General features: G+C 67.6%; 22 protein-coding genes and 2 tRNA genes. 8 read left to right on the top strand and 16 right to left on the bottom strand.

Features of this window, described 5'->3' with window-relative positions; translation table 11 throughout:
* Positions 1–78: 78 nt before the first annotated feature.
* Positions 79–375: a DUF6191 domain-containing protein gene (locus tag ON43_RS24460; protein WP_051179107.1), complete on the top strand. Its 297-nt coding sequence runs from the start codon at positions 79–81 to the stop codon at positions 373–375.
* A gap of 25 nt (positions 376–400) precedes the next feature.
* Here the strand turns inward: ON43_RS24460 and ON43_RS24455 are convergent, their stop codons facing one another.
* The gene (locus tag ON43_RS24455) at positions 401–1,150 is read right to left on the bottom strand and encodes a DUF3515 domain-containing protein (protein ID WP_040811091.1); all 750 of its coding nucleotides are present in this window, start codon (positions 1,148–1,150) and stop codon (positions 401–403) included.
* Between the two features lie 64 nt (positions 1,151–1,214).
* On the opposite strand from ON43_RS24455, the gene ON43_RS24450 reads away from it, so the two are divergent.
* The 3 genes from ON43_RS24450 to ON43_RS24440 are packed head-to-tail and all read left to right on the top strand — an operon-like array spanning position 1,215 to position 3,230.
* Positions 1,215–2,210 carry a thiamine-phosphate kinase gene (locus ON43_RS24450; protein ID WP_051179129.1) on the top strand — a complete coding sequence of 332 codons (996 nt, stop codon included), beginning with the start codon at positions 1,215–1,217 and terminating at the stop codon, positions 2,208–2,210.
* A 47-nt stretch (positions 2,211–2,257) separates the two neighbouring features.
* Positions 2,258–2,935 (top strand): uracil-DNA glycosylase, encoded by a 678-nt coding sequence (locus tag ON43_RS24445; protein WP_040811157.1) that lies wholly within the window; start codon positions 2,258–2,260, stop codon positions 2,933–2,935.
* Positions 2,936–2,969: 34 nt separating this feature from the next.
* Positions 2,970–3,230: a hypothetical protein gene (locus ON43_RS24440; RefSeq protein ID WP_051179106.1), complete on the top strand. Its 261-nt coding sequence runs from the start codon at positions 2,970–2,972 to the stop codon at positions 3,228–3,230.
* On the opposite strand, the gene ON43_RS24435 is transcribed toward ON43_RS24440, so the two are convergent.
* On the bottom strand, positions 3,214–3,711 hold the full coding sequence (locus ON43_RS24435; RefSeq protein WP_051179104.1) for a GNAT family N-acetyltransferase: 498 nt from the start codon (positions 3,709–3,711) through the stop codon (positions 3,214–3,216). The genes ON43_RS24440 and ON43_RS24435 overlap by 17 nt on opposite strands.
* A gap of 80 nt (positions 3,712–3,791) precedes the next feature.
* Entirely contained in the window at positions 3,792–3,983 is a 192-nt protein-coding gene (rpmB, locus tag ON43_RS24430) for a 50S ribosomal protein L28 (RefSeq protein WP_011210730.1), read from the bottom strand.
* 305 nt (positions 3,984–4,288) lie between these two features.
* Between rpmB and fakA the strand changes: the two genes are divergently transcribed.
* Positions 4,289–6,121, top strand: a complete 1,833-nt coding sequence (gene fakA, locus ON43_RS24425; RefSeq protein ID WP_040811090.1) for a DAK2 domain-containing protein — start codon at positions 4,289–4,291, stop codon at positions 6,119–6,121.
* Between the two features lie 24 nt (positions 6,122–6,145).
* A complete protein-coding gene (gene recG / locus ON43_RS24420) occupies positions 6,146–8,416 on the top strand; it encodes an ATP-dependent DNA helicase RecG (protein WP_040811089.1) in 2,271 nt (756 codons plus the stop codon).
* A 4-nt stretch (positions 8,417–8,420) separates the two neighbouring features.
* Here the strand turns inward: recG and ON43_RS24415 are convergent, their stop codons facing one another.
* From ON43_RS24415 to ON43_RS24360, 13 genes are all read right to left on the bottom strand, one after another.
* Positions 8,421–9,155: a hypothetical protein gene (locus ON43_RS24415; protein WP_051179103.1), complete on the bottom strand. Its 735-nt coding sequence runs from the start codon at positions 9,153–9,155 to the stop codon at positions 8,421–8,423.
* Positions 9,156–9,222: 67 nt separating this feature from the next.
* The gene (locus tag ON43_RS45020) at positions 9,223–9,444 is read right to left on the bottom strand and encodes a DUF397 domain-containing protein (RefSeq protein WP_051179101.1); all 222 of its coding nucleotides are present in this window, start codon (positions 9,442–9,444) and stop codon (positions 9,223–9,225) included.
* 298 nt (positions 9,445–9,742) lie between these two features.
* Positions 9,743–10,447, bottom strand: coding sequence for a GAF and ANTAR domain-containing protein (locus ON43_RS24405; RefSeq protein ID WP_040811088.1), 705 nt, complete (start codon positions 10,445–10,447; stop codon positions 9,743–9,745).
* Positions 10,448–10,543: 96 nt separating this feature from the next.
* Complete coding sequence (locus ON43_RS24400; protein ID WP_083913684.1) at positions 10,544–11,416, bottom strand: SDR family NAD(P)-dependent oxidoreductase; 873 nt, start codon at positions 11,414–11,416, stop codon at positions 10,544–10,546.
* Between the two features lie 106 nt (positions 11,417–11,522).
* Positions 11,523–12,083, bottom strand: a complete 561-nt coding sequence (locus ON43_RS24395) for a DUF8020 domain-containing protein (RefSeq protein ID WP_040811087.1) — start codon at positions 12,081–12,083, stop codon at positions 11,523–11,525.
* Positions 12,084–12,488: 405 nt separating this feature from the next.
* Positions 12,489–12,564: transfer RNA gene (locus tag ON43_RS24390), tRNA-Glu, on the bottom strand.
* Positions 12,565–12,641: transfer RNA gene (locus ON43_RS45015), tRNA-His, on the bottom strand. It abuts the tRNA gene before it with no gap.
* A 237-nt stretch (positions 12,642–12,878) separates the two neighbouring features.
* Positions 12,879–13,250: a hypothetical protein gene (locus ON43_RS24385; RefSeq protein ID WP_040811086.1), complete on the bottom strand. Its 372-nt coding sequence runs from the start codon at positions 13,248–13,250 to the stop codon at positions 12,879–12,881.
* 11 nt (positions 13,251–13,261) lie between these two features.
* Positions 13,262–13,657, bottom strand: a complete 396-nt coding sequence (locus tag ON43_RS24380; protein WP_040811085.1) for a roadblock/LC7 domain-containing protein — start codon at positions 13,655–13,657, stop codon at positions 13,262–13,264.
* Positions 13,658–13,805: 148 nt separating this feature from the next.
* Positions 13,806–14,633 carry a hypothetical protein gene (locus ON43_RS24375; RefSeq protein WP_040811084.1) on the bottom strand — a complete coding sequence of 276 codons (828 nt, stop codon included), beginning with the start codon at positions 14,631–14,633 and terminating at the stop codon, positions 13,806–13,808.
* On the bottom strand, positions 14,623–15,015 hold the full coding sequence (locus tag ON43_RS24370; protein ID WP_040811083.1) for a hypothetical protein: 393 nt from the start codon (positions 15,013–15,015) through the stop codon (positions 14,623–14,625). Before ON43_RS24370 ends, ON43_RS24375 begins: the two co-directional genes overlap by 11 nt.
* A gap of 189 nt (positions 15,016–15,204) precedes the next feature.
* Complete coding sequence (locus tag ON43_RS24365) at positions 15,205–16,626, bottom strand: short-chain fatty acyl-CoA regulator family protein (RefSeq protein ID WP_040811082.1); 1,422 nt, start codon at positions 16,624–16,626, stop codon at positions 15,205–15,207.
* A gap of 216 nt (positions 16,627–16,842) precedes the next feature.
* A complete protein-coding gene (locus ON43_RS24360) occupies positions 16,843–17,421 on the bottom strand; it encodes a DUF445 domain-containing protein (protein ID WP_051179097.1) in 579 nt (192 codons plus the stop codon).
* A gap of 414 nt (positions 17,422–17,835) precedes the next feature.
* Here ON43_RS24360 and ON43_RS24355 point away from each other — a divergent pair, with 414 nt between their 5' ends.
* Together ON43_RS24355 and ON43_RS24350 are read left to right on the top strand one after the other, a co-directional pair.
* Positions 17,836–18,720 carry a helix-turn-helix domain-containing protein gene (locus ON43_RS24355; RefSeq protein WP_083913681.1) on the top strand — a complete coding sequence of 295 codons (885 nt, stop codon included), beginning with the start codon at positions 17,836–17,838 and terminating at the stop codon, positions 18,718–18,720.
* Between the two features lie 138 nt (positions 18,721–18,858).
* Positions 18,859–20,370 (top strand): MmgE/PrpD family protein, encoded by a 1,512-nt coding sequence (locus ON43_RS24350; RefSeq protein WP_040811081.1) that lies wholly within the window; start codon positions 18,859–18,861, stop codon positions 20,368–20,370.
* Positions 20,371–20,388 lie beyond the last annotated feature (18 nt).

Raw genomic sequence — 20,388 nt, 5'->3', positions numbered from 1 at the left:
GGGATCTCGCTGTCCGAGGTGGATTCCGGCCAAAAGCACGCCGGAATGACGAGGAGAACTGGGCGTAGCCTCGATCAGGTGATCGTGGCAATGACGATTCCCGGCCTGGCACTGCTCATCATCGCGGTGGCGTTCGCGGACGTGGCCTACCGCAAGGTGACCGGCCGCACCGCGCTGCCGTGGATGCGCACGGACGAGGACCGCAAGGCGGCGGCCATCGGGCTGGAGCAGTTCGACGCCGTCTTCAGCTCCGGCAAGCGGCTGGAGATGGAACAGCGGCAATCGGTCCTCATGCACCGGGAGAATCCGGGCGACGGCGATGAGGGCGTCGATGTCGACCTCACCGCCGGGAAGGCGAAGCTGCGCAAGCTCTGAGGAGCCCTGACAGATATATCTTCCGTCAGTTCGGGATCGGGTTCGGGTCGATCGGCTTGGCCGGGATGGTCTTCGCGATGGCTTCCGAAACATCCTGGAGCGGACCCGATCCGACATTGTCGGGCACGGTGAGCGCGATGTAGGTGCCGCGGTCGACGGCCCACCAGGTGCCCTGGGTGACACCAGTGGTCTGATCGCGCACCTCGAACCATTCGACCTCGCCGCCGCCGGCGACCTTGGTCTTCAACAGGGGGGAGGTCTGGGTGAATTCCAGCGGACGGTCCAGGCCGCAGCGCACCACGATGGCGTCGCCGCCGTCGGGCAGCTGCCAGGCGTGGGTGGCGGGCGGGGCGGGTGCGACCAGGTCGGCGGTGGTGTAGTCGCCGATCTTGCTCGGCAGCGCGGGCATCAGCGCCGAGCACTCCGGTCCGGACGCGGTCGGGGCGGGTACCGCGCCGAGGGCCAGCGGGTCGCGGCTGTGATGGCGGTTGGCCAGCACACCCATGACGAGCAGACCGACGACCAGTGCGACCGGGAGCGCCACGGCGGTGGCGATGAGCGCGGGCGAGCGGCGGATCTCGTAGGCGTCCAAGTCCTCGCCGTCCGACACCGATTCGGTGTCGTCCGCGGCCGATTCGGTGTCGGTGGCCTTCGCCCCGGTGGCAGCGCGGGACTTCGCGTCCGTCGTGGTGGCTTCGGTGTCCGGCGCAGCGTCCTTGGTGTCCGGCGCAGCGTCCTTGGCGTCCGGCTCGGTGTCGCGGGTGTCGTTGCTCATCGGGAACGAGGGTACCGTCGAGCGGTCAGCCGACCGCATCACACTCGCCTCGAAGGAGACCGTCATCACCGCCAGTAGCACGCCGCAGTCCGGACCGGGGGCGCAAACCGTCGGCGAACTCGGTGAATTCGGGCTGATCGCGCTGGTGAACGCGGGCCGGACGCAGACGCCGGGCGTGCTGCTCGGCCCCGGCGATGACGCCGCGGTGATCGCCGCGCCCGAGGGCCGGTTCGTGGTGACCACCGACATGCTGGTGCAGGACCGGCATTTCCGCACCGATTGGTCGAGTCCGCACGACATCGGCCGCAAGGCGATCGCGCAGAACGCCGCGGACGTGGTGGCCATGGGTGCGGTGCCGAGCGCGTTCGTGGTGGGGCTGGGCTGCCCGTCGGACACCCCGGTCGAGTTCGTGCGGGAACTGAACGACGGCCTGTGGGCCGAGGCCGCGCGGGCCGGTGCGTCGATCGCGGGCGGTGACATGGTGCGCAGTCCGATGCTCATCATCTCGGTGACGGCATTCGGCGATCCGCGCCGCGCCCCGATCCGGCTGTCGGGTGCGCGGCCGGGTGATGTGGTCGCGGTGGCGGGCAAGCTCGGCTGGTCGGGCGCGGGCCTGGCGGTACTGACGGCCGCCGCGGATCGGGGCGGGGATCTGCTCGATGAGTTCGCGGATGTGGTTGCCGTGCACCGGGTTCCGCAGCCGCCGTACGAGGCGGTGCTGGAGCTGCCGGACACCGTCGAGATCACCGCGCTCACCGACGTCTCCGACGGCCTGCTTGCCGATCTCGGGCATATCGCCGAATCCTCCGGGGTGGCCATCGATCTGGAGACGGCGGCGCTGGCCGTTCCCGAGTTGGAGTCGGTCGGCAAGGCGTTGGGCGTCAACCCCCTTGACTGGATTCTCGCGGGCGGCGAAGACCACGCCTTCGCAGCAACATTCGCCGATACGGGCGATTTGCCCGAAGGCTGGATCCGGGTCGGCCGCGTCCTCGCAGGCTCCGGCGTTACGGTCGACGGCACCCCACGATCCGGACTCACCGGCTGGGAATCCTTCGCATAGACGGGTGCGCACGCGCGATGAATCTCGACACGATAAGTTTTCCCGACATGGGTGCGAAACCACTGTCGGAAGTCATCGATACGGGCTGGGCCGAGGCCCTGGAACCGGTGGCCGACCGCATTGCCGCGATGGGCGAGTTCCTGCGCAACGAAAACGCCGAGGGGCGTGGCTATCTCCCGAAGGGGGAGCATGTGCTGCGGGCCTTCCAGCGGCCCTTCGACAAGGTCCGGGTGCTGATCGTCGGTCAGGATCCGTATCCGACGCCGGGGCATCCGGTGGGGCTGAGTTTCTCGGTGGCTCCGGACGTTTCGCCCATTCCGCGCAGTCTCTCCAATATCTATTCGGAGCTGACCAAGGATCTCGGGCTGCCGATGCCCTCCAATGGCGATCTGTCGCCGTGGTGCGATCAGGGCGTGCTCATGCTGAACCGAGTGCTGACCGTGCAGCCGGGCCAGCCGGCCTCGCATCGCGGCAAGGGCTGGGAAGCGGTGACCGAGCAGGCAATTCGCGCGCTCGTCGCCCGTGACCAGCCGCTGGTGGCGATTCTGTGGGGCCGCGACGCCTCCACCCTGAAGCCGATGCTGGGCAGTACTCCCTATATCGAATCCGCCCATCCCTCACCGTTGTCGGCTTCGCGAGGATTCTTCGGTTCTCGGCCATTCTCCCGAACCAACGAATTGCTGGGTACTCTAGGGGCCGCGCCGGTGGACTGGCGTCTGCCCTAGCGCGAATCCGTTGACCTGATTCAGGAGCATGTGTATGCAGAACAAGACTGCCCGTGGTGTTTTCGTCGCGCTGGCCGCCGGTGCCGCGCTGGCCGCGGCCCCGGCCGTCGCCAACGCCGAACCGTTGACGCTGGAGCCGGCCGCTCCCGAGGCCGTGAAGACCACCGTTCAGCCCGTCGGCAGCCTGTTCGACACCAACAGCGTGAGTGGCCTGTCCTCGAATGTCACCTCGCGCACCGCATGCCTGATCCAGTCGATCAGCCAGCAGGTGGACTGCCTCAACGGGCAGGCGTAACCCGCACCATCCGTACCTGGATTGCGGGAGTGAAGGCTTCGACTCGGCGTTCGCCGTCGAGTTCGAAGCCTTTCTTCTTGTAGAAGGCCTGTGCGCGCGGGTTCTCCTCGAAGACCCAGAGTGACATGTCGGCCTCGTCCGACAGCACGGTCGAGATGAGATCGTCGGCGACGCCGGTGCCGTGGTAGGCGGCGCGCACGTACAGGGCGTTGAGTTCCAGTGGCGTGGGCGAGTTCTCCTCGCTCGACGGTCCGCCCGCCGCGAATCCGATGACGGTGTCGCCGATCAGGGCGACGTGGACCTGTCCCGGATATTTGATCCGGATGCGGTCCCAGCTCGCCGCCCGCTGCGCCACATCGAAGGCGTCGAGCAGATGCCGCGGCACCAGATCCCGATACGCCTCGCGCCAGCAGGCGATGTGGCATTCGGCCATGCTCCGGACATACTCGGCCTGCAGCGGAACCACGCGCCAGTCACTCATCAGAACCCCCGTTCGGTCCGGGAACGACAGGAGCCCCGGTCACCCAATTCTGGGTGCCGGGGCTCCTGACGAAAGCTGAATCAGCCGCGAACGACCTTGCCCGCCTTCAGGCAGGAGGTGCAGACGTTCATGCGGCGAGTGTTGCCCGGGGCAACCTGGGCGCGCACGGTCTGGATGTTCGGGTTCCAGCGACGGTTGGTGCGCCGGTGCGAGTGCGAAACCGACTTACCGAAGCCGGGGCCCTTGGCGCAGACGTCACAGACGGCAGCCATAGTCGCGAGCTCCTTCATGTCATAGAGGGACGCGCTGCACGGTGTACAGCGAGTCCGAAAGCCTAATGTCTTGGACGTACCTACCAGCAAAGAGCTGGTGAACGCGGGCCGATACCTGAGAGGGCAGGACCGTGCCTGCGTGAGGCAACCGCACAAGAGTAGCCAACCGCGCCCGGGCGTGTCCAATTGGGTCCCCGCCACCCGTCCCGTGTGCGGTGTACGAATGCCAGGTGACGGCATGGTGTCGGTTGCCCCGACTAGGCTGGCGACGGGATTCCCGCTGCAAGCACTTGGATTGTGGCGACGTGAGCGGAAGGACGGTGACGGTGCCCGGGGTAGCGGACGCGCTCGACGGTACTGCCCTGCTGAGCTGGGGCCGCTCAACACTCGCCGCCCTGGAACGCCACCGCGACGAGATCAACGCCCTCAATGTCTTCCCGGTCCCGGATTCCGACACCGGCACCAACCTGCTCAGCACAATGCGCGCCGCCGTGCGCGGAGCAGAGGAGGCCGCCGCGGCGACGCAGCCGAATAACACGGTGTCGCAGGTCACCAGCGCTGGCCCGAAAGCCGCGGACGAGGAAGCCGGACCTGAGGCCCGGAAGGTCGCGGTCGCCATGGCACGGGCGGCGACCACGGGCGCCCGCGGGAATTCGGGCATCATCCTGTCTCAGGTACTGCGGGGTGTTGCCGACGCGGTCGCCGAGGGGCCTCTGACCGAGCGATCGTTGCGGGTCGCGCTGCGGCAGGCGGCGCGGCTGGTTCGCGAGGCGCTGAGCTCGCCGGTCGAGGGGACGATGCTGACCGTGCTGGATCGGGCCGCCGAGAGTGCGGCGGATTGTCCCGAGCGAGACCTGGCCGCGGTCGCGCTGGCGGCGGCCGATGGGGCGGTCAAGGCGCTGGGGGAGACTCCGGCGCAGCTGGGTGTGCTGCGTGAGGCGGGGGTTGTGGACGCGGGAGCGCGTGGATTGCTCGTCCTGCTGGACGAACTGGTGACGGCCGCCGGGGGCAGCGTGCCGACCCGTCCGGAATACCGGCGCGACGGATCGGGCCACGGAATCGACTCTTCACCCCGTCATTCCGGCGTGCATTTGGCCGGAATCCACCCGGCGGCGGTGGATCCCGGCCAAAAGCACGCCGGGATGACGAGCGGGCACGCCGGGATGACGAGCGGGCACGCTGGGATGACGAGCGGGCACGCCGGGATGACGGACGCGCAGATGGCGAGCGGGGTTGCCGCCGCACCGCACTATGAGGTCATGTTCCTGGTGCGCGGGACCGATGAGGGACGCATCGGGGGGTTGCGGGATCGACTTGGGGCGCTGGGTGATTCGGTGGTCGTTGTCGGGGACGGCTCGGAAACCTGGTCTGCCCATGTGCACTGCGCCGATGCTGGAGCCGCGGTCGAAGCCGGGCTCGCGGCCGGAGAGCTGAGCGGGATTCGGATCGAGACTTTGACCGCGTCGGGGCATGCGCTCGACGGGGTTGCGGATCGTGCGATTCTGGCGGTTGCCGCGGGGGCGGGGGCGGTGCGGTTATTCCAGGACGCGGGGGCTGTCGTGCTGGAGGGGGAGGTCACCTCGGAGGTGCTGCTCGAGGCCATTCGGGGGATCGGGCATCGGGAGGTGCTGGTGCTACCGAACGGGGCGTTGGAGGCGCATGAGTTGGTGGCCGTGAGTGTGGCGGCTCGGGATGGGCAGCGGGAGGTGTTGATGCTGCCGTGCGGGTCGATGGTGCAGGGGTTGGCGGCGTTGGCGATGCATGATGCGGGGCGGGTGGCGGCGGATGATGCGTTCGCCATGTCGGAGGCGGCGGCGGGGACGCGGTGGGGGGCCTTGCGGGTGGCGCCGGAGCGGGCGTTGACCATGGTGGGGATGTGCGAGGCGGGGGATGGGCTGGGGCTGGTCGGGCACGATGTGGTCGTGATCGATTCGGATGTGCGGGCGGCTGGGCGGACGCTGCTGGATCGAATGCTCGGGCTGGGTGGGGAATTGGTCACAATGCTCATCGGATGTGATGCGCCGCAAGGACTTTCGGAGGAGCTGACCACGCATGTGGCGGCGGGGTTCCCGGGGGTGGAAGTGGTGGTCTATCCGGGTGGGCAGGCGGGGGATCTCGTGCAGATCGGGGTCGAGTAGACCGTGCAGATCGGGGTGAAATAGATGGCGACGCTGGCTGATCGGCTGGATCACGTGCTCGGGGTGAAGGCCGCCGAGCCGCTGCTGGAGAGTTTCGACATGCAGACCGTGGAGGATCTGCTGCGGCACTATCCGCTGCGCTATGCCACACAGGGGCAGGAACTCACCGAGGAGGAGCCCGAGGAGGGCGCCCACGTCACGGTGATCGGTCGGGTCTCCAAGACCGACCTGCGGCCCATGAAGAACCGGCGCGGCAGCCTGCTCAAGGTGAGCCTGGACACCGGCGGCGTGAAACCGGTGGAGATCACCTTCTTCAGCGGTGACAAGGTGCGTCACCTGGTGAAAGAGGGTGTGCGCGCGATGATGTCGGGCACCGTGCACTACTGGGCGAAAGACCGCTGGAACCTCTCGCATCCGGACTACCTGATCCTGCCGCAGAAGGGCGACGGGTCGGTCGAGAGCCTCACCTCGGTGCACGGCGGCGGTGCACTGCGCGGCCTGGCGCAGAGCGCGCGGGGCGCCGGGGGCATCGACATGTCCTTCTTCGAGCGGGAATTCATCCCGGTCTATCCATCGACGGCGAAGGTGCAGAGCTGGGATCTGCTGCGCTGCGTGCGGCAGGTGCTCGATCAACTGGATCCCGTCGAGGAGCCGCTGCCCGCCGCCCTGTGCGCCGAGTACGACCTGATGCCGGTCTCCGACGCGCTGCGCCTGATCCACCTACCCGAGCGCAAGTCCGATATCGAAGCCGCCCGGGGCCGTTTGCGTTTCGACGAGGCCATGGCGCTGCAGCTGGTGCTGGCCGAGCGCCGCCACCAGACCGAGGGCCGGACCGCGCGCCCGTGCCCGCCGCGCACCGACGGCATTGCCGCCGCCTTCGACAAGCGACTGCCCTTCGAGCTGACCGAGGGCCAGAACGCGGTCATCGAGGAGATCTCCGCGGACCTGTCGCGCAGCCATCCCATGCACCGGCTGCTGCAGGGCGAGGTGGGTTCGGGCAAGACCATCGTGGCCCTGCACGCCATGCTGCAGGTGGTCGACAACGGCCAGCAGTGCGCACTGCTCGCGCCGACCGAAGTCCTTGCGGCACAGCACTATCGGTCGCTGTCGAAGATGCTCGGCGATCTCGGCACGGCCGGGGAGCTGGGTGCGGACGAGAACGCCACCAAGCTGGTGCTGGTGACCGGTTCCATGTCGGCGGGTCAGAAGAAGGCCGCGCTGCTGGACGCCGTCACCGGCGAGGCGGGCCTGGTGATCGGCACGCACGCGCTGATCCAGGACAATGTCGAGTTCTTCGACCTCGGCATGGTGGTGGTCGACGAGCAGCACCGCTTCGGTGTCGAGCAGCGAGATGCCCTGCGCGCCAAGGCGAAAGGCGACGCGAGCCCGCACCTGCTGGTCATGACCGCCACCCCGATCCCGCGGACCATCGCCATGACGACCCTCGGCGATCTGGAAACGTCCGTGCTGACCCAGCTTCCGAACGGCCGGTCGCCGATCACCTCGAAAGTCGTTCCCGCCAAGGTGAAGCCGTCGTGGGTGGATCGTGCGTGGGAACGCATTCGCGAGGAGGTCGCGGCGGGGCGTCAGGCCTATGTCGTGTGCTCGCGCATCGGCGATGAGGAGGAGAACGGAAAGGGCAAGGGGCGCAAGACCAAATCCCTGGAGGAACAGGAAGCCCCCACCACCCACTCGGCGATGGACATGTACGAGACGCTGAGCACCGGTGCGCTGAAGGATCTGCGCGTGGGTCTGCTGCACGGGCGGCTACCCGCCGACGAGAAGGATCGCGTGATGCGGGCCTTCAATGACGCCGAGATCGATGTCCTGGTCTGCACCACGGTCGTCGAGGTCGGCGTCGACGTCCCGAATGCCACGGTCATGGCGATCGTGGACGCGGATCGCTTCGGTGTGAGCCAGCTGCATCAGCTGCGCGGCCGTGTCGGCCGTGGCAAGCACGCGGGCCTGTGCCTGCTCATCACCGAAACCAACCCGGTCGGTACGGCGATGGCCCGGCTCGAGGCCGTGGCCGGATCCACTGACGGCTTCGAACTCTCCGTCCTCGATCTGCGGCAACGCCGGGAAGGCGACGTGCTGGGCTCGGCGCAGTCCGGTACGGCCCGCAGCCTGCGCCTGCTCTCACTGCTCGACGACCTCGAAGTCATCACCGCCGCACAGCAAATGGCGCGCGAGATCGTGGCCTCGGATCCCGGTTTGAAGAACCATCCGGGCCTGGCGAGCATGATGCGCGCCGCGGTGGACGGCGAACGCCTGGAGTACCTGGCGAAGTCCTGACCGGCTACTCGGCGGGCTCGATCTCGGGCTCGGCGGGCTCGTCTTCTTCGAGCCCCGCCAGCTCGGCCCAGCGCGCGAGTTCCTCGTGATGCGAACCGGTCTGGGTCGCCTCGACCACATCGACGGCGGCCGCATCGTCATCGCCGTCCCCGTGCCGGGTCAGCAGCATGAGCGGCCAGGCGGGTGCAGCTCCCGCCCGCCCGTCGAAGGGCCGCAGGTCCCAGGCCGTCTCGAACCGCCACACCCGCGCCTGCGCGTCCGCGACCTCATCCCCGGGTTCGAGGAATGCGTAAGGGCGGAAACGTAATTCGATCCGGCGCGGGATGCCGTCGTCGGGATCGAAGGAATCGGTAGCTCCCGGTTCGAACTGCTGCCCGACGCGCCGGCATTCGATCGTGCGGTGCGGCCGTGGGAGCCACCCGGTCTCTTGCGGCGGATCGAAGTGCCGGATCTCGATCACGTGCAGCGCGGTCGGCGGGATGCCGACGTGGCAGTTCGCGCCGACGTCGAGATCGGCGGCCCGGGGCCGGATCCGGAAGACCTCCCGGTCCCAGCCCGGGACCCCGGGCCCGGCGGGCAGGGCCCGCAGTCCGTTCCACGGGACCCCGCCGCTGTCCGGATCCGCTGTCCACCAAGGCCATTCGACGACGACCTCGTCATTCGTCAGCTCGTTCACCCGTGTCTCGGTGAACGGGCAGGACATTTCGATGATGTCCCCGACTCGGTATTCGAACGCCACAACCGTCGAACTTATCCCGTCCCCGGCGGTGCGTCTTCGTACCGCTCGGCGGTGCGCCCGGATACCGCTAGCCGGCGGCGGGGAATTCGTCGGCTTTCACGCCCATGATGAAGGCTTCCCACTCACGCATGCTGAACAGCAGTACCGCCCCATTGGCGCCCTCCTTGCTGTGGGCGACCACCATGCCGCGGCCGGGCCAATAGCCGACCTGGACGCAGCTTCCGTTGGGGCCGCTGGCCGTGCTCGTCCGCAGTGAGAGTCCAGAAGGCAGATCTGCCTTGGTGATCATGATCAGTTTTCCTTCCTTCCATCGGTTGGTCCGGACTCGAGGCAAGGGTGAACTGCCGGACGGGTCCAACGATGCGGGACAACGCCGTCTGGCATCGGCTGAGTGAAATCGCGATCGAGAATATGTGGCCCCCTTGCAGGCGCGGTCGCATCGAGCGATCCACCGGGGGCTCGGGCGGAACAGTGTGACCTGGACATGTGCTAGCTCCAGAACAGCGTGTTCGACGGGGATCACACTACCGAACCGCTGCTGAGCACGTGCCCGGTATCGCGGCAAATCGGTGACCCGTCTTGAAGATTCAGAGGCGAAGGCCCGATTCGACAATTGTCTGAGCAACCGTCCGCAGGCGCAGTTGGTGGGTGCGCGCATACCGGCGGATCAGCGTGAATGCCTCATCCGGGGTAATGCCGTTCGCGTTCGAAATGACCCCTTTGGCCTGTTCGATGACCACCCGGGATTCCAGCGCCTGCCGCAGTTGTGCGGTGAGCGCGTGCTGCCGCTGCCGTATATCCGCATTGACGACGTAGCCGACCGCCGTATCGGCCAGCAGCTGTGCCACCTCGAGATCGGGTTCGTCCCAGCTGCGGCTGCGGCTCTCGTAGAGATTGACCGCGCCGATCATGTTGTTCCGCAACCGCATCGGAATTCCGGCCACCGCGACGATCTGTCTCTGCTGTGCCACCGCGGTGAACTGCGGCCATCGCGCCGCACACCGCGCGATATCCCCGATCGCCACCACTTCCCCCTTCCGGTGCGCATCGACGCACGGCCCCTGCTGCCACTGCACCTGACAGCGCTCCGCCGCGGCCACGTGCTCCCCGGCGTTCGTCGCCATCCGCAGCCGCCCGTCCGCGAGCATCACCACCCCCGCCCCGGCCAGCCCCAGCACCGCGGTCTCCGCCGAGACCAGCTCGTCGAGCGCCTCGTCCCGCTCGTATTCCATGGGCAGCATTCGTGCGAAACGCGTCAATGCCTCGATCAGGGCCGGTCCGTCGTAGCTCATGACCTCTCCCTTCCTAGGGGCTCGCGCCGGCTATCCCGGGCATACCCAGCCCGGCCGATGTAGAACGCCCGATCGGTTCCGGCCGGCGCGAGCGGGTCAGGCCCAGCCCATGAGCATCCGGTCCACCGCGCGAGGATCGACGAGTCCGATGAGCCGCAGCATCGCGGCATAGCGGGGAACCATCCGAACCGGCCGCCGCTGAATCGCGGTGACCATCCACTCGGCCGCCTGCTCGGTGGTGAGCCCCGGCATCCGCCGGTACTTCTCGGTCGGCGAGCTCATGGCGGTATGCACGAGCGGGTAGTGCAGAGCGGTGAAAGCGATTCCGGCAGAGGCGAGTTCGCCGTCGGCGCTGCGGGCGAACCCGGACAGCGCGGCCTTGGAAGCGTGATACGCGGCCAGCCGGGGCGAGGTGTCTGTCGGCACCGTCCAGGTCCCGACATTGATGACCTGCCCGCCGCCGCGCGCGATCATGGCGGGCAGCAGCCCGAGCGTGAGCTGCACCGCCCCGAAGTAATTGACCTGCATGGTCCGCTGGAAATCATGCAGCCGATCGAAGGATTCGACCAACGGCCGCCGAATGGATCTGGCCGCGTTATTGATGAGTACGTCGACCCCGCCGTAGGTGTCGGCAACCCACTGCACCAGCTCGCTGATCTGCGCCGTATCGGACATATCGCACGTGCGGACCTCGACCTTCCCGCCCGCCCCCGCGATCTCCTCCCGCACGGCCGCCAATTCCTCCGCCCGCCGCGCCACCAGAATCAACTCCGCCCCCGCCCCGGCCAGCCGCACCGCCCCCGCCCGCCCGATCCCGGCCGAGGCTCCGGTCAGCAGAATCCTCTTCCCCCGCACCGCTTCCACCCCGCCGTCCCGAGTCCCACCAAGGGGATGCAGCAGGTACCTCAGCATGAGCCCCCGCCCCACCCGAACCCGAATCCCCTTGCCCCGCCCGGTATCCGCCGTCATTCCGCCAGTCAACACACCCCGTAGACGAAGATCAAGGAGCTCTCAACGCGCGGAATCGGACAGGATTCCGCGGTGAGAGCTCCTTGATCTTCTCACTGGCCCGGGGTCAGAGGACGACGAAACCCGCAGCGGCGCCGACGATCGCGCCCGCGATGGCGCCGACGAAGATCATGGGGACACAGCCGACGATCAGGCCGACGAGGCCGATCATGCAGCCCGCGACCGCGCCGGCGAAGAAGCCGACGACCATGCCCGCGGTGGCGCCGACGAGGCCGATGTCCTGGGCGGTGGAGACGCCCTGAACCGGCTGGGTGGCGGACGGGTGCATCGTGATGGTGGTGCCGTCCTCGCTGACCTCGGTGCTGAAGCGGACGATGCGCTCGGTGCTGGCGATCACGGTCGGCATGGTCTCGACGACGGTGCCGTCGTCGGCGGTGATGGTGACCTTGCTGCCGTCCTCGGAGACGTCGAAGCGGCCGCCGGCGATCTGGGCGGCGATGCCCGCGCCATCGGCGGAGGCGCCGGTGGTGAAGCTCATGCCGTGCTCGGTGCCGGTCATGGTGGGGCCACTGAAGGCAGAGGCGGCCTCGCCGTGCGCGGTGACCGCGGTCATGGTCGTGGCGGCCACTGCCAGCAACGAAGTGGCAACGAACTTACGAATCCACATGAGTAGTGACACCTTTCGATAGGCGCTGTCGATCCAGCGCAGAACGAGGGGATGGCAACACTTGCGACATGTCGCTCCACTAGATGGCAACCAAACGGCTACCAACGCTGCGAGCGATCCAGACCATACCGGCGAAGGTGACGTTCCGGCGGATTGAACACACCGGTCTGTTCGTGTCGCGCATTTTGCCGCACTCGAGTTTCGCAGGGCCGCAACGTAATTCAATCGGACAATCTAGACATTCAGGTGCGTAACGGATCAAGGCGACATTCGGGACATTTCAGACCTGTTGTGGGACAAGGGAAATGCGTATCCAGTGCTCGGCGGCTTCATCATAAGCCGCCGAGAGACCGTCCAGTCTGATTTATGGAGAAGGGATTTCCCTTCGAATGGAAAATGGAAAGGTGACGCAGGTCGGAATCGAACCGACGAGGAACCTGAGTGAAAATCAGGGTGCCCATACCATCAGAGCAACTGCGCCTGGGCTGAGCGACGGGACTCGAACCCGCTGAACCCAGTACCACAAACTGGGGCCTCGACCACTTCGGCTTCGCTCAACATGAAGGGTGCGCACGGGTGAGCCGTGCGGGGGAGTCAGCGGCAGCGGTTGTGGGACAGCACTTCCGGTGCGAGGCGTTCGCGGAAGGCATGCGAAGACTCTCGGAAGGCGTGCGACGACGCGGCGGCTGCGGGCGAATGATGATGCACTGCCGGTCCTTTCGTCGTCGGGGATGTTGCGTTCTACGTTAGCTTTCGCGGCATCCCCGACGCCACCGAATTATCGGGAGGGGACACTCACACCTCGAGATCCTCCTCGATGCCCTTGAGGCGGTGCCGCGCCATGGCGAGATTGGCCCGGCCGCGGTCGAGGGCGAGATAGAGGAACAGCCCCTTGGATTTGCGCCCGGTCATGGGTCTGATCACGTGGTACTGGTTGGTGAGGGTGATGAGGATGTCCTCGATGTCCTCCTTGATGCCCAGCTGGTCGATGGTGCGCATCTTGGCGCGCACCACCTCGGTGTTCCCGGCGGCGGCGACCTGCAGGTCCAGGGCCTTGGAGCTGCCGAGCATGCCGAGCGCCATGCCGCTGTTGTAGTCGACGACGGCGGCGCCGATGGCGCCGTCGATCACCATCATGTCCTTCAGCGCGATATCCATGTTGGACATGGGTTTTCCTTTCAATCGGTGTTATCACTTGGGGTCAGTTGGTCGGAGATGATGCGGGCGGCCGGCCGCGATTCCAGGTGCAGGCGGCCGATATTCGCGCCGGGCCCGGCGAGCACGGTCAGCGAGGCGGTCCAGCCGACGGCGTAGATGACGACGTCGCCGCCCTCGCCGTGCACCACCACCTCGTGGAATCCGCCGCCGTTCGCGGTGGCGGCCAGCCGATGTGAGAGCGAGAGCTGCGCGGCGGTCAGCGCCGCCATGCCCGCGGGCTCGATGTGGGCGGGCAGATCGTGTGCGATGAGCAGCCCGTCGGTGGACGCCACGAGCGTGCCGATCAGCTGCGGCACCCGGTCCCGCAGCGATTTCAGCTCATTGAGTACCTGCGTGTTCGGTTCTGGGCCGGACATCGCCACTTTGGTCAACCTTCCTATCAATTCACCGAGCCGCCTTTTCCGCGCGGTCACGCGAGTTCCTCCAAGGCCGCCTCCCTATCCGTTCGCCGGGCGCTGTCTTCATTCGAAGAGCGGGGGTCGCCCGGTCCGTCACAACGCGCGGTCAGGCCAGTTCCTCCAATGCCGCGCGCAGCCGTATGAGCACGTCCCGATCGGGCGGCTCCCAGCGATCGGGGACGGCGACCGCGTCGGCCTGCCGGACCCGGCGGCGCAGCGGCGGCGTGGAATCCGTTGCCGCACCGGTGGTCAGGACCCGGTCGGGGGCGGCGGGCACCGCCGGGGCGCGGACCGGGTCGGCGAGCGCGACCATGACCGGCGGCTCGATCAGCCCGGCCGCGGTGAGTTCACGCACCGCGAGCAGGCAGCCGTAGGTGGTGCGGCCCAGGTCGGCGGCCAGCCCGGCGATGCTGCGCCGGGCATCGACGGCGGCGAGCACCTCGGCCTGGCCGCCGGTGAGCACCACGCGCCGGCGCCGCACCCGCCGCACCGGCACCACCGCCACCCGGTCGACCAGATCGACCGGCCAGACACCGGTATTCGGATCACCCCGGCGCGCGCATTCGTGAATCAGCGCGCCTGGGGTGATGCGGCAGATCCGGGCCAGCCAGTGCGGCGGCCCGGGATGGAAGTCGAGGGGGACCGGCGCCGCCAGCAGCAGGTAGGCGGCGTCGAAGACCGACAGCAACGCAAGGGTTTCCAGGCGCGGCCCCGCGGGCAGCCGGTCCTCGCCGCCCGCGCGGGCGCGCCGCCATTGCTCGCTGGTGGCCACTCCGGACGCCACCACCATGCGGTCCAGCGCGGTGGTGCGCGCGCACTCCGCGGCCACGATCGCGCCCTCGACGAGATGAAACGCACCGTCGCCCACGGCGAGTACGCCGGTGGCGTGCTGTTGTTCGAGTCGCCGCAGTTCGATGACGAGTTCACTGTCCATGATCGTCCTCGGCGAATTCGGCGATAATCGCCCGCAGCTGGTATCTCGCCATGGCGAGATTGCCGGTGTCGCCGTCGAAGTGAATGTGCAGGAAAAGCCGTGCGTCGAAATCACCGTCGATCAAATTCAACAGGTGATATCCCTGCGTTCCGCAGACGATGATCTCGGTGATGTCGTCGCCCGGGGTGCCGGTGGCCAGGGCCGGTGAGGTGAGCACCGAGCGCACGACATCGGTTGCGGCGGCGGCATCTTCGTGCTGGTCGACCACGTCGTGCCGCCCGGCGGCCGCGATGGCCAGCCCGCTCGCCCCGTCCACCAGGGTGACGCTGCGCGCACCGGGAATGTCCATGATGCGTTTGAGGCATCCGTCAATACCGATCACCGCGCGCCACCGTTGTTTATCCGAGAGTCATCGAGCGAATCCAGACGCTACACATGATGTGCTCGTGATGTGCGGCAAACGCCGGTCAATACCTTTTGGTATTTGATGCGTTGCCGCACAGTGGATATCCAATTTGGATGGCGGAATTGTCCTTTATCCCACCGCGTTTCACCGCGATAGAGGATTAAGTCACCTGGGCATGCGGGGATACGGCAGATCCGAACTGGTGTGCTCGCTGATCGCCAGCGGCCGCCCGATCTGCGGGAAGGCGCGCTGGGCGCAGTTGGGGCGCTCGCACACCTTGCAGCCCGCGCCGATGGGCACGGCCGCCGCCGGATCGTCCAGCTCCAGCCCGCGCGAATACACCAGCCGGTCGGCGTATTCGATATCGCAGCCCAGTCCGATGGCGAATTCCTTACCGGTGGTACCGAATCCGCTCGGCACCGGTGGGGTGGTGCGCGCTACCCACAGGTAGCGGCGGCCGTCGGGCATGGCCGCGATCTGGGTGAGCATGCGGCCGGGATGGTTGAACGCCTCGTGCACCACCCACAGCGGGCAGCTGCCGCCCACGCGGGAGAAGTGGAAGGCGGTGGCGGACTGGCGTTTCGAGATATTGCCCGCGCGGTCGGTGCGGATCAGGAAGAACGGCACGCCGCGCTGCCCCTGGCGCTGCAGGGTGCTGAGCCGGTGGCAGACCGTCTCGAAGCCGACCTCGAAGCGCAGGCTCAGCAGATCGATGTCGTAGTGCAGTTCCTCGGCCGAGCGCAGGAACTTGCCGTAGGGCAGGATGAGCGCGCCCGCGAAGTAGTTGGCCAGTCCGATGCGCGCGAGGGTGCGGGATTCGTCGGTGAGGCCGGGGGTTTCGTCGAGGACCTCGTCCAGCAGCGCGCCGTGCAGCAGGAAGGCCAGGGTGGTGGCGATCTGGAAGGCGCGCTGCCCGGGGCGCAGTCGCCGGGCGAGGGTCAGGGTGCGGCTCTCGGGTTCGTAATGCCGCTTGGGGATGTTCGGATCGGCGCCGTCGCCGCGCACCAGCACGGTGACCCCGGCCCGCTCCTCGGCCACCCGCGCCAGCTGCCGGTCCAGCGAGCCGATGGTGAGGCCGCTCTCGTCGAACAGCCGCTCGGCGGCGAGATCCAGCTGGGCGATGTGATTGTGATGGTCGTAGAAGAAGTCGCGCACGTCCTCGTAGGGCATGGGCACGCCGGGCGCGCCGGTGGGGGTGGCCACCTTGGAGGACAAGAGATCCAACTGGTCGGTCGCCGCGCGTAGTCGGCGGTGCATGGCCACAACGATTTTCGCGACCTCGGGCATGCGGGTGGCCAGATCCTCGACCTCGGCGACCGGCGCGGCATTGCCGCCGGCGGCCTCCACCAGGATCTCGTGCAGGTCCGACACCAGCCGGGCGTCGGAGTCCGCGGCGAAGAACTGCACGTCCAGGTCGAAGGTCGAGTTCAGCTTCAACAGCACGGGAATCGTGAGCGGTCGCTGATCACGCTCCAGTTGGTTGAGGTAGCTGGGGGAGAGATCCAGGGATTTGGCCAAGGCCGCCTGGGTCATCCGCCGTTCCTCGCGCAACCGCCGTAGTCGGGCCCCCGCATACATCTTGCGCACGTGCAGGATGGTACCGAGTCGGCTTCGCAAACATCGCAAATTGGGGAGACTCGCGGCAACTTCGCTTATCTGCGTGGCACTTCATCATGCCGACGGTGCTGCGTAGCATGCGAATTCGGTACTACGGGCGGTTTGGCGCGCGAGTCCCCATCGTACGACCAACCCTTCGTCACCGGAGTGGAACGACGTTCGGAATGTGGGCCGAAATCGGCGGGCTCATCCCAAAATCAGGTGAACCTGGAGTTCGCCGACCAGAAACCCGAGCACCGCGCCGATGGCGACCAGCTTCCATTCGTCCTGTTTGAACGCCGGGCGCAGCAGGCCCTCGTATTCGTCGTCGGTCAGTTGCTTGGTCTTCTCGATCACCAGGTTGCGGACGTCGAGCGCCTCGATGGCGTGCTGATCGAAGCCGGAGTGTGCGGCGGCCTTGACGTGATCGAGCACGAAGGTGACCGCATCGCGCTCGATTGCGGTGAGGCTGTCGCTGGCGACCAGCATGACGATCGGCCGGGCCGGGCCGGTCTGCAGGTTCAGGAACTCGCTGACGTGGCGGCTGAGCAACGAGGCCAACCGGTCGGCACGTTCGCCGTTCAGGACGGCCTCGAGAATGCGTGCCAGGGTGAGGATCTCGGTGGCGATGAGGTCGCCGTAGTCGGTGCAGACCTGGTCGCGGCGCTTGTGGAAGAGGCCGTGCCATCTGAACGGTCCGATACCGACCGGGCGGATCGGGCGGAAGATCATCTGCAGCGCCAGCCAGTCGGTGACCAAACCGGTGAAACCACCGAAAGCGGGCATGAGCAAAGGGGAACGGACCATGTAGTCGACACCGGCGTCGAGGGGTTCGCGCAGGCGGGTGGTCAGTTCGGCGATATCGATGCGGGCGATGATGTCCTGCGGATCCGATGAGCTTGCCGAACATCAGGTCCACGGCAATGGTCGCCATGCGCGGCATCCTCGATGCGATTATTCGTATCCCGAGTTCATGCATGTGTGTAAAGTCAGGGTGGATCAACCGCCTCGCGCCCAGGCGACGTGAGGTTCCCTCCCCGGCACAGTCTTCGGGTTGTGTCGGCCAGCGTCCGGAGGGACACGCACCAACGGACCGGCCCGGACTGCCTCGCGCAGACCACCGAAACCAGGGCGTGACCACGATCAGGCAAAACGTCCTGCATGGGATCGCAAGCTGATCAGAGACGCTAGGAGACCCGCGTGCAAAGCTCGCCGCCCACGCAACGGGTCGTCTCGATCGTGGAGTTGCTAGCCGCAAGGGCCGGGCCTCTGACGTCGGCCGAGATCGCCGACAGCCTGGAGTTGAATCGGTCCACCGCGGGCGCGATCCTGGCCACGCTCGCCGAACGCGGGTGGGTGCACCGGCTGCCCGATCTCAGCTACGAATTGGGGCCCGCGCTCGCCGCGCTCGGGCGGCACGCGGACGGCGGCCGGGACGATCGGGCCTGGCTGGACCGGGAATTGGCGCGGCTGGCCGATCGGGTCGACTGCGGGGCGGCGCTGACCACCATCACCCTGGACCATCTGGAATTCCTGGCCGTCACCCGGGACCGCTACACCGTGGGCATCGAATCGGGGGCGCGGATCCCGCTGCTGGCGCCCGCCGGGGCGGCGATCATCGCGCACTGGGGTACTGCCCGCCAACAGGATTGGCTCGAGACCCGGGGACCCGAGCGGCGTGACGAATATCGCGCCGTGCTCGCCACCCTGCGCGAGACCGGGTACTGCGCGTGGCGGCTGGAGCCCGACAGTCTGCCGAATCTGCGCGTGCTGTCCGAGGTCGCCGACCACCTCGCCGATCAGCCCGCGAGTTCGGAATTGCGGGGGCGGGTGCTGGCGCAGCTGGCGGCGATCGGCGGGAGCGCGTACGACCGGGCCACGATGGACAGTGCGGTCGCGCTGCCCGTGAGCTATATCAGCGCACCGGTTTTCGACGGGGGCGGGCATGCGGTGATGGAGTTGCAGATCGGGCCGTTGCGGGAGGATGTGACGCGGGCGGAGCGCCGCGCCTACGTGACCGAGTTGACGGCAGCCGCGCGGCGCATCGGCGAGGGCGTCGACTCCCACCGTATCCGCCACTTCTGACGGACTCCCTGTCATCTCGGGATGACGGCGTGGAGCACTCGGCTTGGCGGAATTCGCGAATCGGCGCGGATTCGCTCGCCGAAATTCGCAGCTGTGAGCCGTTTTTCGAGGTCAGCGGCGTGAGTAGCGTGCGAAGGCATGAAGTCCTATTCCGTTCGCGCGCACTCCTCGGCCGAGGAGTTCCCGCGCTCCGAGCATCTGGCCACCCGGATCGCCGAGGTGGCCGTCGACCCGGTGCCGGTACCGGCCGCCGTCACCGACATGATCGTCAACCGCCTCATCGACAATGCCGCCGTGGCCGCCGCCGCGGTGCTGCGCCGGCCGGTGACCACCGCGCGGCGGCAGGCGCAGGCGCATCCGTACTCGCCGGGGGCGACGGTGTTCGGATTGCCCGGCGGGCAGCGCTTCTCGCCCGAGTGGGCGGCGTGGGCGAACGGGGTCGCGGTGCGGGAGCTGGACTTCCACGACACCTTCCTGGCCGCCGAATACTCACACCCCGGCGACAATATTCCGCCGATCCTGGCGGTCGCCCAGCATGCGGGGCGTAGCGGGGCCGAGCTGATTCGCGGGCTGGCAACGGGATACGAGATCCAGATCGACCTGGTGCGGGGAATCTGCCTGCACGAGCACAAGATCGACCATGTGGCGCATCTCGGGCCGTCGGTGGCGGCCGGGATCGGGACGCTGCTCGGGCTCGATGCCGGGGTGATCTATCAGGCGGTCGGGCAGGCGTTGCACACCACGACCGCGACCCGGCAGTCGCGGAAGGGGGAGATCTCCAGCTGGAAGGCGTTCGCGCCCGCCTTCGCCGGGAAGGCCGCGATCGAGGCGGTCGATCGGGCCATGCGCGGGGAGGGCGCGCCCGCTCCCATCTGGGAGGGGGCCGATGGCGTGATCGCAAGGCTGCTGGGCGGATTCGAGGCCGATTACCGGGTGCCGCTGCCCGGTCCCGGGGAGGCCAAGCGCGCGATTCTCGACAGCTACACGAAGGAGCACTCCGCCGAGTACCAGAGTCAGGCGCCCATCGATCTGGCGCGCCGGATGCGTTCGCGGCTGGGTGATCTCGATGAGATCGAGTCGATCGTGCTGCACACCAGCCATCACACGCATGTGGTGATCGGCAGTGGCTCGGGCGATCCGCAGAAGTACGACCCGACCGCGAGCCGCGAGACCCTCGATCACTCGGTGCCTTATATCTTCGCGGTCGCGTTGCAGGATGGCGGGTGGCATCACGAACGCTCCTACGCGCCGGATCGTGCGCGGCGTGCGGATACGGTCGCGCTGTGGCGGAAGATCTCCACGGTCGAAGATCCCGAGTGGACCCGCCGCTATCACTCGACCGATCCGGCGGAGAAGGCGTTCGGCTGCCGTGCCGAGATCGCGTTGCGTAGTGGTGAGGTGATCAGCGATGAACTGGCCGTCGCGGACGCACATCCCTTGGGGGCCAGGCCCTTCGGGCGTGCGCAATACATCGAGAAGTTCCGTACCCTCACCGAAGGCGTTCTGGAACCGGCCGAACAGGACCGGTTCCTAGCCGCCGCCGAGCGCGCCCCTGAACTCCGTGCGGGTGAACTAGATCAGCTGACGTTCACCGTCTCCCCGGACGTGCTCGATCGCGCCCCGGCGACCGGACGGGGGATCTTCGCATGATCACTCCCACGCGAAGTG

It is taken from the genome of Nocardia concava NBRC 100430, assembly GCF_000308815.1.
In the GTDB taxonomy this organism is placed as follows: Bacteria; Actinomycetota; Actinomycetes; order Mycobacteriales; family Mycobacteriaceae; genus Nocardia; species Nocardia concava.
The sequence above is the reverse complement of the archived record's forward strand: the minus strand, read 5'-3'. Positions and strand labels throughout refer to the sequence as shown.